The organism is Pseudonocardia sp. WMMC193 (assembly GCF_021728735.1).
Taxonomy (GTDB): domain Bacteria; phylum Actinomycetota; class Actinomycetes; order Mycobacteriales; family Pseudonocardiaceae; genus Pseudonocardia; species Pseudonocardia oroxyli.
On sequence record NZ_JAKKDO010000003.1, the window covers coordinates 3,164,452 to 3,177,873 of the forward strand.

Sequence of the window (13,422 nt, forward strand, 5' to 3'; positions counted from 1 at the left end):
GGCCGCTTGGGAAACCATGCGTGAGGCCGGCGCCACCCCTCCTATCGGCCGTGGCGCGCCTTGACCAGCCCGAGCATCGTCTGCATGTGCTTCGCGGTCCGCCGGAAGCTGGTCACCGGGACGGGCAGGGCGAACCGCTGCCGCGCGACGGCCTGGGGCCGGGTGAACTCGCGCAGCCCGTCCTCGCCGTGGATCCGCCCGAACCCCGAGTCGCCGACCCCGCCGAAGGGCAGCGCGGGGATCCCGGCGAACGAGATCACCCCGTTCACGCTGACCATCCCGCAGCGCAGCGACTCGGCGAGCCGCTCGCCGTCCTTGCTGAAGATCGAGGCGCCCAGCCCGTAGCCGGTGGCGTTGGCCCGGCGGACGGCCTCCGCGGCGTCGGGCACCCGGTTGACGACGATCAGCGGGCCGAAGGTCTCCTCGGTCACCGCCGCCGAGTCCTCGGGGACGTCCGCGATCACGACCGGGTCGATCGTGGTGCCGTGGAAGGAGTCCGCGCCGCCGACCAGGGCGCGACCGCCCTTCGCCAGGGCGTCGGACACGTGCCTGCGCACGACGTCCGTCTGCGACGGCATCGTCATCGGCCCGAAGTCGGTGCCCGCCGTCAGCCCGCGGGTCTTGGCGACCAGCCGGGCCGTGAAGTCCTCGGCGACGGAGTCCACGACGTACACCCGCTCCACGCCCACGCAGGTCTGACCCGCGTTGGACAGCCCGCCCCACACGGCGGCGTCCGCGGCGGCCTCCAGGTCGGCCGAGGCGTCGACGATCAACGCGTCCTTGCCGCCGCACTCGATCAGCACCGGGGTCAGCGACTCGGCACAGGCGGCCATGACGCGCCTGCCCGTCGCCGTCGAGCCGGTGAAGGCCACCTTGGCCACCCCGGAGGCGCAGAGCGCCGCGCCGGTCTCCCCGAAGCCGGTCACGACCTCCAGCAGGGTGTGCTCCGGGGTCACCTCGCGCAGCGTGTCCGCGAGCACGAGCCCGACCCCGGGGGTCAGCTCGCTCGGCTTGAACACCACGGTGTTGCCCGCGGCCAGCGCGTAGGCGATGGACCCCATCGGGGTGAAGACCGGGTAGTTCCAGGGCCCGATCACGCCGACGACGCCGAGCGGCTGGTAGGCCAGCGTGGCCGCCTGGTTGGCGCCGAGCATCCCGGCGGGGACCTTGCGCCTGCCCAGCGTCTTCTCCGCGTGCTTGGCGGCCCAGTCGACGTGGTCCACGGCGAGGACCAGCTCGAGGCGGGCGTCGTCGAGCGGCTTCCCGGTCTCGGCGGCGACCACCTCCGCGACCTCGTCCAGCCGCCTGACCAGCGCCTTCTTCCAATCCAGCAGCCGCGAGCGGCGGCCGGAGAACCCGAGCCCGCGCCACCAGCGCGCCGCCGCCTCGGCCCGCGCGACGGCGGCCCGGACGTCCTCCTCGGTGTGCACGGGATGGCTCCCCACGACCGCCCCCGTGCGCGGGTCGAGGGAGTCGAAGGTGCGCGCGGCAACGGTGCTGGTCACCGGGCCACCCTAGGCCCGCGGACGCGTCCCCCGCGGGCCTGTCGAGACCCTCCCGGACCCGTGAGCGGCGATAGTCGCCAGGGCGACTCCGCTCACCCACCCCGCCGCCTCCGGCGGCTGCCGACCCCCGGCCGCCGCTCACGGTCAGAACAGGCGCAGGTCCTTCGAGTCCATGCCGCGCAGGGCGTCGTAGTCGACGGTCAGGCAGCGGATCCCGCGGTCCTCGGCCAACGTCCTGGCCTGCGGCTTGATCTGCTGCGCCGCGAACACCCCGGCCACCGGCCCGAGCAGCGGGTCCCGGTTCATCAGCTTCAGGTAGCGGGTCAGCTGCTCGACGCCGTCGATCTCCCCCCGCCGCTTCACCTCGACGGCGACGTGGGCGCCCGCGGCGTCCCGGCAGAGCAGGTCGACCGGGCCGATGGCCGTCATGTACTCGCGGCGGACCAGGCTGAAGCCCTCGCCGAAGGTCTCGGGATGGGCGGCGAGCAGCTCCTGCAGGTGCGCCTCCACCCCGTCCTTGACCAGGCCCGGGTCCACGCCGAGCTCGTGGCTCGAGTCGTGCAGCACCTCGTCGATCGTGATCACCAGCGACTCGTCCGCCTTGTTCCGGACGGTCCACACACCGGGCTCCTCGGTGAGCCAGCAGGGCGGGCTCATCCAGTTCAGCGGCTTGTAGGCGCGGTCGTCGGCGTGGATGCTGACCGACCCGTCCGCCTTGACCAGCAGCAGCCGGGGCGCCATGGGCAGGTGCGCGGTGAGCCGACCGACGTAGTCGACCTGGCAACGGGCGATGACGAGACGCACCCGGCGCACCCTACCGATGCCCGCGCGCGACCCACGCGGCGATCTGGCTGCGGCCGGATGAGGTGCGGGTTTCCGGCCCGGCAGGGAGCTACGGCGGGTTCGTGGCGCCGGAGTTCCTCTCCCACAACGCCCTGCCGTGGTCGGCCAGCCTCGACCGCAGCTCCGGGTCGAGCGCCTCCACGTCCCCGCCGAGCGAGACGAGCTGACCGGCCGCGACGTCGAGGGACTCGACGGCGAGGGTCAGCTCGCGCCATCCCTCACCGTCCGGCTCGCCGGCCCCCGCGACGGCGGCGGCCGCCGCCTCGACGTCCGTGACCCGCCTCAACGCCCGCAGCCCGCGCGCGGAGACCCGGATCCGGACCGTCTCGCGCAGCATCGTCGCGGCGAACGCGGCGGCGGACTCCGCCCACCACGCCGGGAGGTCGAAGTCGGGGCGCTCGAACCGCTCGTCGAGCAGGGTCGCCTCGGTGATCCGGGCCGCCCGGTACGTCCTGACCTGGCCCTCCACCCGCGCGACGAGATACCAGACCCCCGCCTTGAGCACGAGCCCGAGCGGGTCCACCGTGCGCGCCGCGCGGTACACGATGGACACCCGACGCTGCTCCCAGAGCGCCTCGGCGAGCGTGCCGAGGTGCGCGACCTCGGCGGGCTCCTGGAACCAGCCGGGCGCGTCGAGGTACACCCGCTCGGCGACCGTGCGGGCGTGGGCGCGCAGCTCCTCCGGCAGGGTGGCGAGGATCTTGGCCTGCGCCCCCGCCAGCGCCGTCCCCATGCCGAGCTCGGCCAGCAGCTGCGGCGCGCCCATGGTGAACAGCGTGGCGGCCTCGGCGCCGGTGAGCCCGTCGAGCCGCGTGCGCCAGCCGTCGACGAGCCGGATGCCGCCGCCGGGGCCGGGTTCGGTCCACAGCGGCACCCCGACCTCGGTCAGCGCGGCGACGTCCCGGTAGATCGTCCGCTCGGAGACCTCCAGCTCGGCGGCCAGCTCGGCCGCCGTGGCCGACCGGCGGCGCTGCAGCACGAACAGCAGGGCCATCAACCGGGACGCGCGCACGGGAGCGATCGTGGCAGGCTCTCGGGGTGGACACCCTCTCGACCCGGCAGGTCTACGCGAACAGCTGGATGACCGTCCGGGAGGACGGGATCCGGCGGGCGGACGGCAGCGAAGGCGTGTACGGCGTCGTCGACAAGCCGACGTACGCCCTGGTCATCCCCCGTGACGGCGACCGGCTGCATCTGGTGGAGCAGTTCCGCTACCCGATCGGGATGCGGCGCTGGGAGTTCCCCGCGGGCACCGCGCCGGACCGCGCCGACCAGGACCCCGCCGAGCTCGCCGTCCGCGAGTTGGTCGAGGAGACCGGCCTGCGGGCGGGGCGGATGGAGCGGATCGGCCTGCTCGACGTCGCCCCCGGCATGTCGAGCCAGCGCGGCCACGTCTTCCTCGCGACGGAGCTGGTGCAGGGCGAGCCCCGGCGCGAGCACAGCGAGCAGGACATGCGCCAGGCCTGGTTCACCATCGCGGAGTTCGAGCGCATGATCGCCGACGGCGAGATCACGGACGCCCAGTCCATCGCCGCCTACCAACTCATGCGGCTCCGCGCCTGACCCTCGCACTATGGAGCCACAATGGACGTTTCGGGGCCCGAAACGTGCATTGTGGCTCCATAATGCACGTCAGGTGAGGCGGTCGAGTTCCGCGGCGTGGGTGCGGTACGCGTGGGCGATCCGCGCCGCCAGGGCCCGGTCGGGGGTGCCGGGGAGCTCGAGGGCGGCGCGCAGGGTGTCCGCCAGCAGATCGGCGCGGGCGTCCGGATCGGCGGGGCCCGGCGCGGTCGGCACGCCGTCGAGGAAGAAGAAGCCCGTGGTCACGGCGGCGAAGACGCGCAGCTGGGCGTCGACCGGCTGGTCCGTGCGGAGCAGGCCCGCCTCCCGGAGCAGCCCGAACCACTCCCGGCCCATCCGGGCGCGCACGGCGGCGATGGCACCGAGGGTCTCCGACGCCTCGTGCGCGAGCCTGCCGAGCACCTCGGCGTCGCCGAGGTAGATCCTGCGGGTGACGGGATCGTCCAGCAGCTCCCGGTACAGCTCGCGGACGGCTCGGGCGGGCATCGCCGCCGCCGGGTCGCGCTCCATCCGCTCGGCCATCCGCAGCAGCACCGCGCCGTGGATCCGCAGCAGGACGCCGAGGAACAGCGCCTCCTTGGTGCGGTGGTGCAGGTAGACGGTGCCCTTGCCGATCCCGGCCTCGGCGGCCACGTCCGCGACCGTCACCCGCTGGTACCCCCAGCGGACCAGCAGATCGGCGGCGGCGTCGAGCAGCCGGTCGCCCCTCGTGACCAGATGGCCCGGTCCGGTCATGCAGTCAGCGTATACCGTGACCGGCATGGGCTACGAGCACCTTCTCGTCAAGGAGGACGGGGACACCGTCCGGATCACCATGAACCGGCCGGAGCGGCGCAACGCGCTGTCCGAGGACCATCTCCGCGAGCTGCTCGACGCGTTCGAGCAGGCCGGGGCGAGCTCCGCGACCGGGATCGTGCTGGGCGCCGAGGGCAGGGCCTTCTCTGCGGGCCACGACTTCGCAGACGTCGCGGCGCGGGACCTGCAGGGCGTGCGACAGCTGCTCACCCTGTGCACCGAGCTGATGCAGACCATCCAGGCCGTGCCGCAGGTCGTGATCGCGAAGGTGCAGGCCATCGCGACCGCGGCGGGCTGCCAGCTCGTCGCGACGTGCGACCTCGCCGTCGCCGCCGAGTCGGCGAGCTTCGCGCTGCCCGGGGGCAAGGGCGGCTGGTTCTGCCACACCCCCGCCGTCCCCGTGGCGCGCACCGTCGGCCGCAAGCGGCTGATGGAGCTGGCGCTCACCGGCGACCCGATCGACGCCCGCACCGCGGTCGAGTGGGGTCTGGTCAACTACGCCGTCCCGGACGCCGAGCTCGACGCCCGCACCGACGACCTGCTCGCCCGCGCCACCCGCGGCAGCCGCTTCGGCAAGGAGGTCGGCAAGCAGACGCTCTACGCCCAGCTCGACCGCCCCGAGGCGGACGCGTACGCGATCGCCGTCGAGGTCATGGCGTCGATGTCGCAGTCCGCGGGCGCCAAGGAGGGCATGGCGAGCTTCCTCGAGAAGAGGCACCCGGTCTGGCCCGACTAGGGTGCCGGGCGATGGTGTCTCGCAGAGCGTTCCTCGCCGGCTCCGCCGGTCTGGCGGCCCTGCCGACGCTGGCGACGCTCGCGGCCTGCGGTGAGAGCGGCACCACGTTCGAGCGGATGCGCGCTTCGGGTGTCGCCCGGATCGGGATCGCGGGCGAACGCCCCTACGGCTACCTGAACGGCGACGGCGCCGTCACCGGGGAGGCGCCGACCGTCGCCCGCGCCGTGCTCGCAGACCTCGGGGTGGGCGGCATCGAGGCGGTGCAGGTGCCCTTCGCCCGGCTGCTGACCGGCCTGCTCGACGGGCAGTACGACCTCGTCGCGGCCGGCACCACGATCACTCCGAGCCGGTGCGCCCGGGTGGCCTTCTCGCGCCCGGACTTCTTGGCGCCCTTGGCCTTCCTCGTCCCGGAGGGCAACCCGCAGGGGCTGCGCACGCTCGGTGGCGCCTCCCGCTCCCGCACCCGGCTCGGGGTGCTCGAGGGCTCGGCCGAGCAGGACTACGCGCTCGCCGCGGGGGTGTCCCCCACCGCGATCACGACCTACGACGGCCAGAGCACGCTGTACCGGGCCGTCGCGAACGGCGAGGTCCCCGCCGCCGTCCTCACCCGCCTGTCGCTGCTCGACGAGCAGTCCCGCAATCCGGGATCCCGACTGCAGGTGACCCCCGGGTTCGCGCCCTCGACCACGCCCACCGGCGAGCCGGTCTACCCCGTGGGGGCCTTCGCGTTCCGCCCGGCGGACACCGATCTCGTCGTGGCGTTCGACACGGCACTGACCGACCTGCAGACCTCCGGGCGATGGCTGGAGACGGTGCGCCCCTTCGGGTTCGACGACGAGAACCTCCCGCCGGCAGGCCTCACCACGGCGCAGCTCTGCACGTCGTGATCCCACAGCGGGGTGAAAAGTCCGTACATTTAGCGGGTGGCCGTCGTCGAATCCCGCTTCCCCGCCCGCCTGTTCCGGGTGGGCGACGAACCCGACCCGCGCTTCTCGCTCGCCAACGAACGCACGTTCCTGGCCTGGATCCGGGCGGCGCTGGCGCTGATCGCCGCCGGCGTGGCGCTCGAGGCACTCGGCCTGGCCCTGCACCCGGGGTTCCGGACGGCGGCGTCGATCCTGCTGGTGGTGGCGGGGCTGCTCACCCCGCTGCAGGCCTGGCTGGGCTGGTACGCCACCGAGAAGGCGCTGCGCCGGACCCGCCCGCTTCCGCCCGCGCTGCTGGCCCTGCCCACGGCGGTCCTGGTCGTCGTCGCCGGGCTCCTGGTGTTCCTGGGGATCCTCTACCGGTGAGCGTCGTCGACCCCGGGCTGCAGCCGGAGCGCACCGGCCTGGCCTGGCGGCGCACGACCGTCTCCCTCGCCGTGGTGTCGCTGGCGGGCACCCGGCTGCTGCCCGACCCCGTCGGCCTCGTGGGCCTCGCCGGTCTCGTCGCCGCGATCGCCCTGCTGGTGCTGGGCGAGCGGCGCTACCGCCGGGTCCGCCGCGCCCTCGCGCGCGACCCGGACGCGGCCGTGGCGGGCGGGCTGCTCGTCCCGCTCACCGCGGCGACCACCCTCCTCCTGGGAGCCGGCGCGGCGGTCTACGTACTGGCCTGACCATGGTCAGGCTCGTGGTGCGGCCGCGGCGTGGGCCCGCGCGAGCAGCTCCTCCAGGACGGTCCGGGTGTGCTCGCCGGGGTTCACCACGGACACCCAGCCGCCGTAGACCGGATGGGCGAGCACCACGTCCGTCGCGGTGCGGTCCGTCGACTCGACGAGCTCCCCCGCCGTGCGTCCCACATGGACGTTCACCCGGTACCGGCCGGGCCGGTCCAGGTCCGACGACGGCTCGCCCGGATAGTCCTTCGTGACGATCGTGGCGTAGGGCTGCGTCCGCTCGGGCACCACCCCGCTCGGCGAGTGGTAGAAGAAGTGATCGCCCCAGGCGAGCTCGGGGAACCCGCTCCCCTCCCCGGGTGCCAGCTCCAGCACCCCCTCGAAGCCGCGCAGGGTCGCCAGCACGTCGTCGATACTCATGGGTGCAGTATCGGGTTCACGTGCTTATGGAGGGTTCGTGGCGCTCTCGACGGCGGCCGTGGCCTCGGCTTCCGGGTACTCGGTCCAACTGGTCCGGGACCTGGAGGCTCTCGGGGTGCTGTCGCCCGCGGTCCGCGCCGCCAACGGTTACCGAGTCTTCTCGGCACACCATGTCGCTGAGCTGCGGGTCTATCGGCAGCTCGCCCTCGCCGCGGGGCCGGTGGAGGCGCGGCGGGTGCTGCAGGAGGTCCGCGACCTCCCGCTCGACGAGGCGGTCGCGCGAGTCTCCGGCCTCCACACCGAACTCTCCAGAGCGCGGTCCGAGGCGCTGGCCGCCCGGCGCGCGTTGCTCGTGATCGACGCCGAGCCGCAGGTCGGCGAGGACTCCATGACGATCACCCAGCTGGCCGAGGCGCTCGGTGTGCGCACGTCGGCGTTGCGGTTCTGGGAGTCCGAGGGCCTGCTGCACCCCACGCGGGTGGGCCGCGCCGCCCGCGTCTACCCGGTCGCGGCGGTGCGTGAGGCCCGGATCGTGGTCGCCCTGCGCACCGCGGGCCACCGCATCCCCGAGCTGCGCGCCACGATGGCGGCGTTGCGCGAGACGACCGCGCGTCCGCTCGAGTCCCTCGACGCCCACCTGGCCTCGCTCACCACGCGCACCCTCGCCCTGCTCCGCGCGGGCTCGGGGCTCGCCGAGCTCGTGTCCGGAGGGTGACCGGCGGCGATGTGGTGGAGGATGGCGGCATGGCACTGCTGCGCATCGCGGGCATTCCCGTCCCCGGCCCGTCCGACCTGCTCGACGGGGCCAAGGCCGTCGTGGGCTGGTCCGGGGAGGTCGTCGAGATCGCGGCGGGCATGCCGGAGCGGGCCGCCGCCCTGCTCGACGACGTCACCGGGTTGGTCGGGCGCATCGGCGGGATCGCCGAGCGGGTCGAGGGGCTGCTCACACAGGTCGAGGGCATCGCGGGCCGCGCCGACGGCCTGATCGAACGGGTGGACGGCACCGCGACCGAGGCGCAGGCGCTGATCACCCGCGTCGGCGGCACCGTCACGGCGGTGGAGGGGCTGCTCGGGCAGGTCGGCGGCACCGCGACGCAGGCGGACGAGCTGATCACCCGTGTGGGCACGACGGCCCGGCAGGCGGACGCGTTGATCGTCAGCGTCGGCGGGACGGCGGGCGAGGCGGACGCGCTCATCACCCGGGTCGGCGGCACCGCGGGTGCCGCCGAGGAGCTCGTCGCCCGGGTCGGCGGGGTGGCGGGGGACGCGGAGCGGATCGTCCTCTCCGCCGGGTCGGTCGCGGACGAGGCGCGCAAGGTCGTCGCCGGGGCGAACGCGGTGGCGGACGACGCGGCGGGCGTGGTGTCCCGGGCGGGCACGGTGGCCGGGCGCGCGGACGACCTGGTGCAGGACGCGTCGGGGCTCAGCGCGCAGGCGGGCGCGATGCTCGAGACCTACAAGCCGATCACCGAGAAGGCCGCCCCCCTGGCCGCGAAGTTCGTCGACGAGTTCTCCGAGGCCGAGCTGCACGCCGCCATCCGGATGGTCGACCAGCTGCCCCAGCTGGTCGAGCACCTGGAGAACGACGTCATGCCCATCCTGACCACGCTCGACCGCGTGGGGCCGGACGTCCACGACCTGCTCGACGAGCTCAAGGGCGTCCGGCAGGCCATCAACGGGATCCCCGGCTTCTCGTTCTTCCGTCGCCGCGGCGAGGAGCGGGAGGCCGAGGAGGCGGCGGCGGAGTAGCCGCCCGCACGGTCCGCACCCACGCGCACCGCTCGAGGTCCCAGTAGTGGCGCCGGTCCATCACGCCACCTCCCCGAACAGGCGCCGACAGTGCCGGGTGTGGATGCCGGGCGCGATCCGGGGCAGCAGCGCCCGGGCGGGCGGAGGCGCCTCGGCGAGCATCGCGCGCAGCACCGCGGGATCGCCCTCGGCCATCATCATCCCGAAGAACAGCGGCAGGGCCGGTTTCGGGATCGCCTGGAACCCGGCCTCCCCGAGCGCGGCCCACTCCGCCGCCGTGAGGTGGGCCGCGGCGAGCGGCAGGATCTCCCGCTCCTCCATCCGCAGGTGGGCCTCGAGCAGGGTGTAGAGCTCGGCGAGGTCGTCGACCAGCGCGAGGCCGGTGTGCCGGTCCGTCCAGGAGTCGAGCGCGACGCGGACGGCGGCGACCAGCTCCTCGATGCGGGCGTGCTGCTCCTCGCCCGTGTCGAGCGCCGCCGCGGGCACCCGGGCCCGCAGCAGCGGCAGGAGCAGCCGGTCCTCCCCCTCGTGGTGGTGGTCGAGGATGTCGAGCAGCAGGCGGACGTGGCGGACCACGCGGGCGCGCTGCCGGCGCGTCTCCGTCCGCACGACGGCGGTCGGGGCCATCCGGATCTCCCGGAGCAGGGCGGTGTGGACGACGACCATGTCGCGGGTGTCGACGGTCGCGGGGACCGCGGTCGGGGTGGGGTCGGGACGGGTGGCGGGCATCGGGCTGTTCCTCTCTCGGTGGTGTGCGCCCAGCCTCGGGGACGGCGTGTGCACGGCACTTGCACGGCCGTGTCACGCTGACCGGGTGGGGTTGACCGTCCAGGTGCTCGGCCCGGTGGAGATCGCAGGCGACGAGGGCCCCCTGCCCGTGCGCCGCCTCCTCGAACGCGGTCTGCTCGTCCGGCTGGCGCTGGCGGGCGGGACCGGCGTGGCGGACGAGCGCCTGGCCGCGGACCTGTGGGAGGGCGAGGACCCCGGGGTCGCGCGGCTGCGCGTCGTCGTCTCCCGCCTGCGGCGCAGCCTCGGCGGCTCGGCGGACGCCGTCGTGCGCGTTCCGGGCGGCTACCGGCTCGACGCGGACGTCGTCGACCTGCGGGCCGCCGAGGCCGCCGCAGCCCGGCTGCGGGCCGATCCGGAGACCGCGCGGGCCGCGGCCGCGGAGTCACTCACCGCCTGGCGCGGGGACGCCCTCTCGGACCTGCGGTCACTCCCCTTCGCCCGTCGCGAGGGCGAGCGGCTGGACGCCTGGCGGGCGGAGCTGACGGCGGCCCGCCTGCGGGCGGACCTCGACCTCGGGGCGGGCCCCGGGATCGTCACGGAGCTGGCCCGGCTCGCGGCGGAGGCCCCGCTGGACGAGGGGGTGCGCGGGATGCTGGCCACCGCCCTCTACCGCGCCGGGCGGCAGGCGGACGCCCTCGCGGAGCTCGCCGCGCTGCGCCGCGACCTCGCGCGCGAGCTGGGGGTGGACCCGACCGCCGAGACGGTCGAGCTGGAGGTGCGCCTGCTGCGTCAGGACCCGGCGCTGCGGCCGATCGCGCGCGCGGCGGAGCGGCGGGCGGGCGTCGAGGCCCGGCCGGGCGGGATCGTCGGCCGGGAGCCCGAGCTGCGGGTGCTGGCCGACCGCCTCGACGCCGCGCGCTCCGGGGAGGTCGGTGTCGTGCTCGTGGAGGGTCCGCCGGGGATCGGGCGGACCCGGCTGCTGGAGGCGCTCGGCGAGCTCGCCGCCGCGCGCGGGTTCGCGGTGCGGTGGGGCCGCGCGGCCGAGGGTGCCCCCGCGTTCTGGCCGTGGCGCCAGGCGTTGCGCCACGACGCCGGTCCGCTCGCCCCGTCCGAGGTCCCCGTGCCGACGGCGGCGCCGGACGACCGGTTCGGGCTGTTCGAGACGGTCGTCGCGCACCTGGAGGAGGTGGCGGGCGACGGACTCGTCCTGCTGCTCGACGACCTGCACCGGGCGGACGTCGGCTCCGTGCTCCTGCTGGCCCACCTCGCGGGCGGCGCGGGCCGGGCCCCGCTGCTGGTCGCCGCCTGCCTGCGCCCCGACGGGCTCGATCCCGACCGCGCTCAGGCCCGCACCGAGCTGCTGCGCAGGCCGCGGACCACCCGGATCGGGCTGGGCGGACTCACCCCGGACGCCGTCGGCGCGCTGCTCGCGCTCGTCCGCGGCGCACCCGGCGACCCCGAGGTCGTGGCCAGCGTGGCGGCGCGGACCGGCGGCAACCCGCTGTTCGTCCGGGAGCTCGCCGCCGCGGCGACCGTCCCACCCGCCGCCGCACCCGCCGCGCTGCCCACCGCGATCCGGGACGCGGTCCGCACCCGGCTCGACGCGCTGGGCCCGCGCGGCGCGTCGGTCCTGGCGGCGGCGGCCGTGCTCGGCGAGGAGGTCGACGCCGAGCTGGTCGCGGACGTCCTCGCCCAGCCGGTCGAGGACGTGCTCGACCGGCTCGACGAGGCCGTCGCCGCGGGCCTGCTGGGCGACTCCGACGGGGTGCGCTTCGCCCAGGAGATCGTCCGGGAGGCCGTGGCCTCGGACGTCGGGTCCGGGGCGCGGGCCCGCCTGCACCTGCGGGCGGCGGAACACCTCGAGCGGACCGGGACCCGGGTCCCGGAGATCGCCCACCACCGGCTCGCGGCGGTGCCGCTCGGTGACCGCGGCCGGGCCGTCCGGGCCGCCGTCGCCGCCGCCGAGCTGGCCGTGCGGCAGTTCGCGTTCGAGGACGCGGTCCGGCTCTACGACCGGGCGGTCGGGACGGGCGCCGCGCTCGACACGGCCACCCGGGCCGAGCTGCTGCTGGGTCGGGCGCACGCCCAGCACCTGGGTCACGACGTGTCGGGGGCGATGCGCAGCGGCGCGGAGGCCGGTGCCCTCGCCGAGCAGCTCGCCGACCCCGTCCTCCTCGCCCGGGCCGCCATCCTCCTGCCGGACGTCGCGGACGCGAACTGGCTGACGACGTCGAGCCGGTGGTGTCGCGCGGCGCTCGAGACGCTCCCCGGCGAGGACGGCGCGCTGCGCGCGCGGCTGCTCGCCCAGCTCGCCGTCGCCTCCGTGTGGGCCGACGACCGGGTCGGCCCCGATCCCGTCGACGTCGTGGGGTCGACGGCGCTGGCGATGGCCGAGCGGGTCGGGGACACCCCGGCGCTGCTGACCGCGCTCCGGGCCCGCCAGCTCGCCCGGTCCGGCCCCGACGGCAACCACGACCGGCTCGCGGTCGCGGACCGGATGCTGGCGCTCACCCGCGAGGTCGGCGACCCGGCCGAGCTCTGGGGCAGGCTGTGGAGGTTCGACGCGCTCGTCCAGCTGGGGCGGGTCGACGAGGCCGAGGAGGAGCTCGACCGGCTGGAACCGGTCGTCGCGCGGCTGCGCCGCCCGCTGGCGCGCTGGCACCTCGTCCGGAACCGGGGGTTGCTGCTGGCCGCACGCGGTCGGTTCCCCGAAGCGCGGGCGGCCGCCGACGAGGCGGTGCGGGTGGCGGCGCGAGGGAACCACCGCGCCGCCGAGTACCCCGCGCACACGCTGCGGCTCAGCATCGCGCTCCTGACGGGGGACCCGGTCGACCCGGCGGTCTTCGAGGTCGAGCGGTACCAGCCGCCGCCGCGGCTGCTCAGCATGATGGCCGCCGAGTGGCACGCCGCCCACGGTGACCTCGACGAGGCCCGGCGCCTGCACGCCCGGCTGCCGCGGCCCGAGACGGTCCCGCTCAAGCCGTTCATGGTCCTGCCGTTCCACGCGACCGGCGGCGCAGTGGCCGCGGCGGTGGGGGACGCCCACGGCATCGACCACGCCTACGCCCAGCTGCTGCCGTACGACGACCTGCACGTCACGGCGGGCGCGGGCGCGGGCCTGACCGGCGGGTCGGTGCGGCTGGTCCTCGGCACCCTCGCCGCGGCGCAGGGGCGCACGGACGTCGCGGTCGACCACCTGCGCGCGGCCGTCGCGGTGAACGAGGCCGCGGGGCTGCGCCCCTGGGCGGTCCGCGCCCGGATCGCGCTGGCCCGGCAGCTGGGGGACGCGGACGCCTCCGCGACCGCGGCCGCGGAGGCCACCGCGCTGGGCATGCCGACCGGCCTGCGGCGCTGACGCCGGACACGCCCCACGTGACCCCCGACCCGCCCACGTGACGCTTGGGACGCCCAAGCGCCGCTGAGCGACGCTTGGGCGTCCCAAGCGTCAGCTCAGCGCGTCACGGGCC

At 75.6% G+C, this 13,422-nt stretch carries 14 protein-coding genes; 8 read left to right on the forward strand and 6 right to left on the reverse strand.

The window, feature by feature from the left end:
- Positions 1–41: 41 nt before the first annotated feature.
- The 3 genes from L3X23_RS16405 to L3X23_RS16415 form a co-directional block, all read right to left on the reverse strand.
- Entirely contained in the window at positions 42–1,505 is a 1,464-nt protein-coding gene (locus tag L3X23_RS16405; protein ID WP_237193015.1) for an aldehyde dehydrogenase family protein, read from the reverse strand.
- 144 nt (positions 1,506–1,649) lie between these two features.
- Positions 1,650–2,309: an endonuclease NucS gene (nucS, locus tag L3X23_RS16410; RefSeq protein WP_237193016.1), complete on the reverse strand. Its 660-nt coding sequence runs from the start codon at positions 2,307–2,309 to the stop codon at positions 1,650–1,652.
- A gap of 88 nt (positions 2,310–2,397) precedes the next feature.
- Entirely contained in the window at positions 2,398–3,360 is a 963-nt protein-coding gene (locus L3X23_RS16415; RefSeq protein WP_237193017.1) for a YafY family protein, read from the reverse strand.
- Between the two features lie 68 nt (positions 3,361–3,428).
- On the opposite strand from L3X23_RS16415, the gene L3X23_RS16420 reads away from it, so the two are divergent.
- A complete protein-coding gene (locus L3X23_RS16420; protein WP_255735037.1) occupies positions 3,429–3,911 on the forward strand; it encodes an NUDIX hydrolase in 483 nt (160 codons plus the stop codon).
- 69 nt (positions 3,912–3,980) lie between these two features.
- Here the strand turns inward: L3X23_RS16420 and L3X23_RS16425 are convergent, their stop codons facing one another.
- The gene (locus L3X23_RS16425) at positions 3,981–4,664 is read right to left on the reverse strand and encodes a TetR/AcrR family transcriptional regulator (RefSeq protein ID WP_237193019.1); all 684 of its coding nucleotides are present in this window, start codon (positions 4,662–4,664) and stop codon (positions 3,981–3,983) included.
- 25 nt (positions 4,665–4,689) lie between these two features.
- On the opposite strand from L3X23_RS16425, the gene L3X23_RS16430 reads away from it, so the two are divergent.
- Genes L3X23_RS16430 through L3X23_RS16445 form a run of 4 tightly spaced genes read left to right on the forward strand, consistent with a single transcriptional unit; the run spans position 4,690 to position 7,057 of the window.
- The gene (locus L3X23_RS16430; protein WP_237193020.1) at positions 4,690–5,460 is read left to right on the forward strand and encodes an enoyl-CoA hydratase-related protein; all 771 of its coding nucleotides are present in this window, start codon (positions 4,690–4,692) and stop codon (positions 5,458–5,460) included.
- Positions 5,461–5,471: 11 nt separating this feature from the next.
- On the forward strand, positions 5,472–6,347 hold the full coding sequence (locus L3X23_RS16435; RefSeq protein ID WP_237193021.1) for a transporter substrate-binding domain-containing protein: 876 nt from the start codon (positions 5,472–5,474) through the stop codon (positions 6,345–6,347).
- A gap of 36 nt (positions 6,348–6,383) precedes the next feature.
- A complete protein-coding gene (locus tag L3X23_RS16440) occupies positions 6,384–6,752 on the forward strand; it encodes a YidH family protein (RefSeq protein WP_093081958.1) in 369 nt (122 codons plus the stop codon).
- Positions 6,749–7,057 carry a DUF202 domain-containing protein gene (locus L3X23_RS16445; protein WP_237193022.1) on the forward strand — a complete coding sequence of 103 codons (309 nt, stop codon included), beginning with the start codon at positions 6,749–6,751 and terminating at the stop codon, positions 7,055–7,057. The genes L3X23_RS16440 and L3X23_RS16445 overlap by 4 nt, the downstream gene beginning before the upstream one ends.
- A 6-nt stretch (positions 7,058–7,063) precedes the next feature.
- Here the strand turns inward: L3X23_RS16445 and L3X23_RS16450 are convergent, their stop codons facing one another.
- Complete coding sequence (locus L3X23_RS16450) at positions 7,064–7,477, reverse strand: DUF6194 family protein (protein WP_237193023.1); 414 nt, start codon at positions 7,475–7,477, stop codon at positions 7,064–7,066.
- Positions 7,478–7,514: 37 nt separating this feature from the next.
- Between L3X23_RS16450 and L3X23_RS16455 the strand changes: the two genes are divergently transcribed.
- Both L3X23_RS16455 and L3X23_RS16460 read left to right on the forward strand, forming a co-directional pair.
- Entirely contained in the window at positions 7,515–8,192 is a 678-nt protein-coding gene (locus tag L3X23_RS16455) for a MerR family transcriptional regulator (RefSeq protein WP_237193024.1), read from the forward strand.
- A 29-nt stretch (positions 8,193–8,221) separates the two neighbouring features.
- On the forward strand, positions 8,222–9,226 hold the full coding sequence (locus L3X23_RS16460) for a hypothetical protein (RefSeq protein WP_093081972.1): 1,005 nt from the start codon (positions 8,222–8,224) through the stop codon (positions 9,224–9,226).
- 60 nt (positions 9,227–9,286) lie between these two features.
- Here the strand turns inward: L3X23_RS16460 and L3X23_RS16465 are convergent, their stop codons facing one another.
- Positions 9,287–9,955, reverse strand: a complete 669-nt coding sequence (locus tag L3X23_RS16465) for a hemerythrin domain-containing protein (RefSeq protein ID WP_237193025.1) — start codon at positions 9,953–9,955, stop codon at positions 9,287–9,289.
- Between the two features lie 85 nt (positions 9,956–10,040).
- On the opposite strand from L3X23_RS16465, the gene L3X23_RS16470 reads away from it, so the two are divergent.
- The gene (locus L3X23_RS16470) at positions 10,041–13,310 is read left to right on the forward strand and encodes a BTAD domain-containing putative transcriptional regulator (RefSeq protein ID WP_237193026.1); all 3,270 of its coding nucleotides are present in this window, start codon (positions 10,041–10,043) and stop codon (positions 13,308–13,310) included.
- Positions 13,311–13,422: the final 112 nt, after the last annotated feature.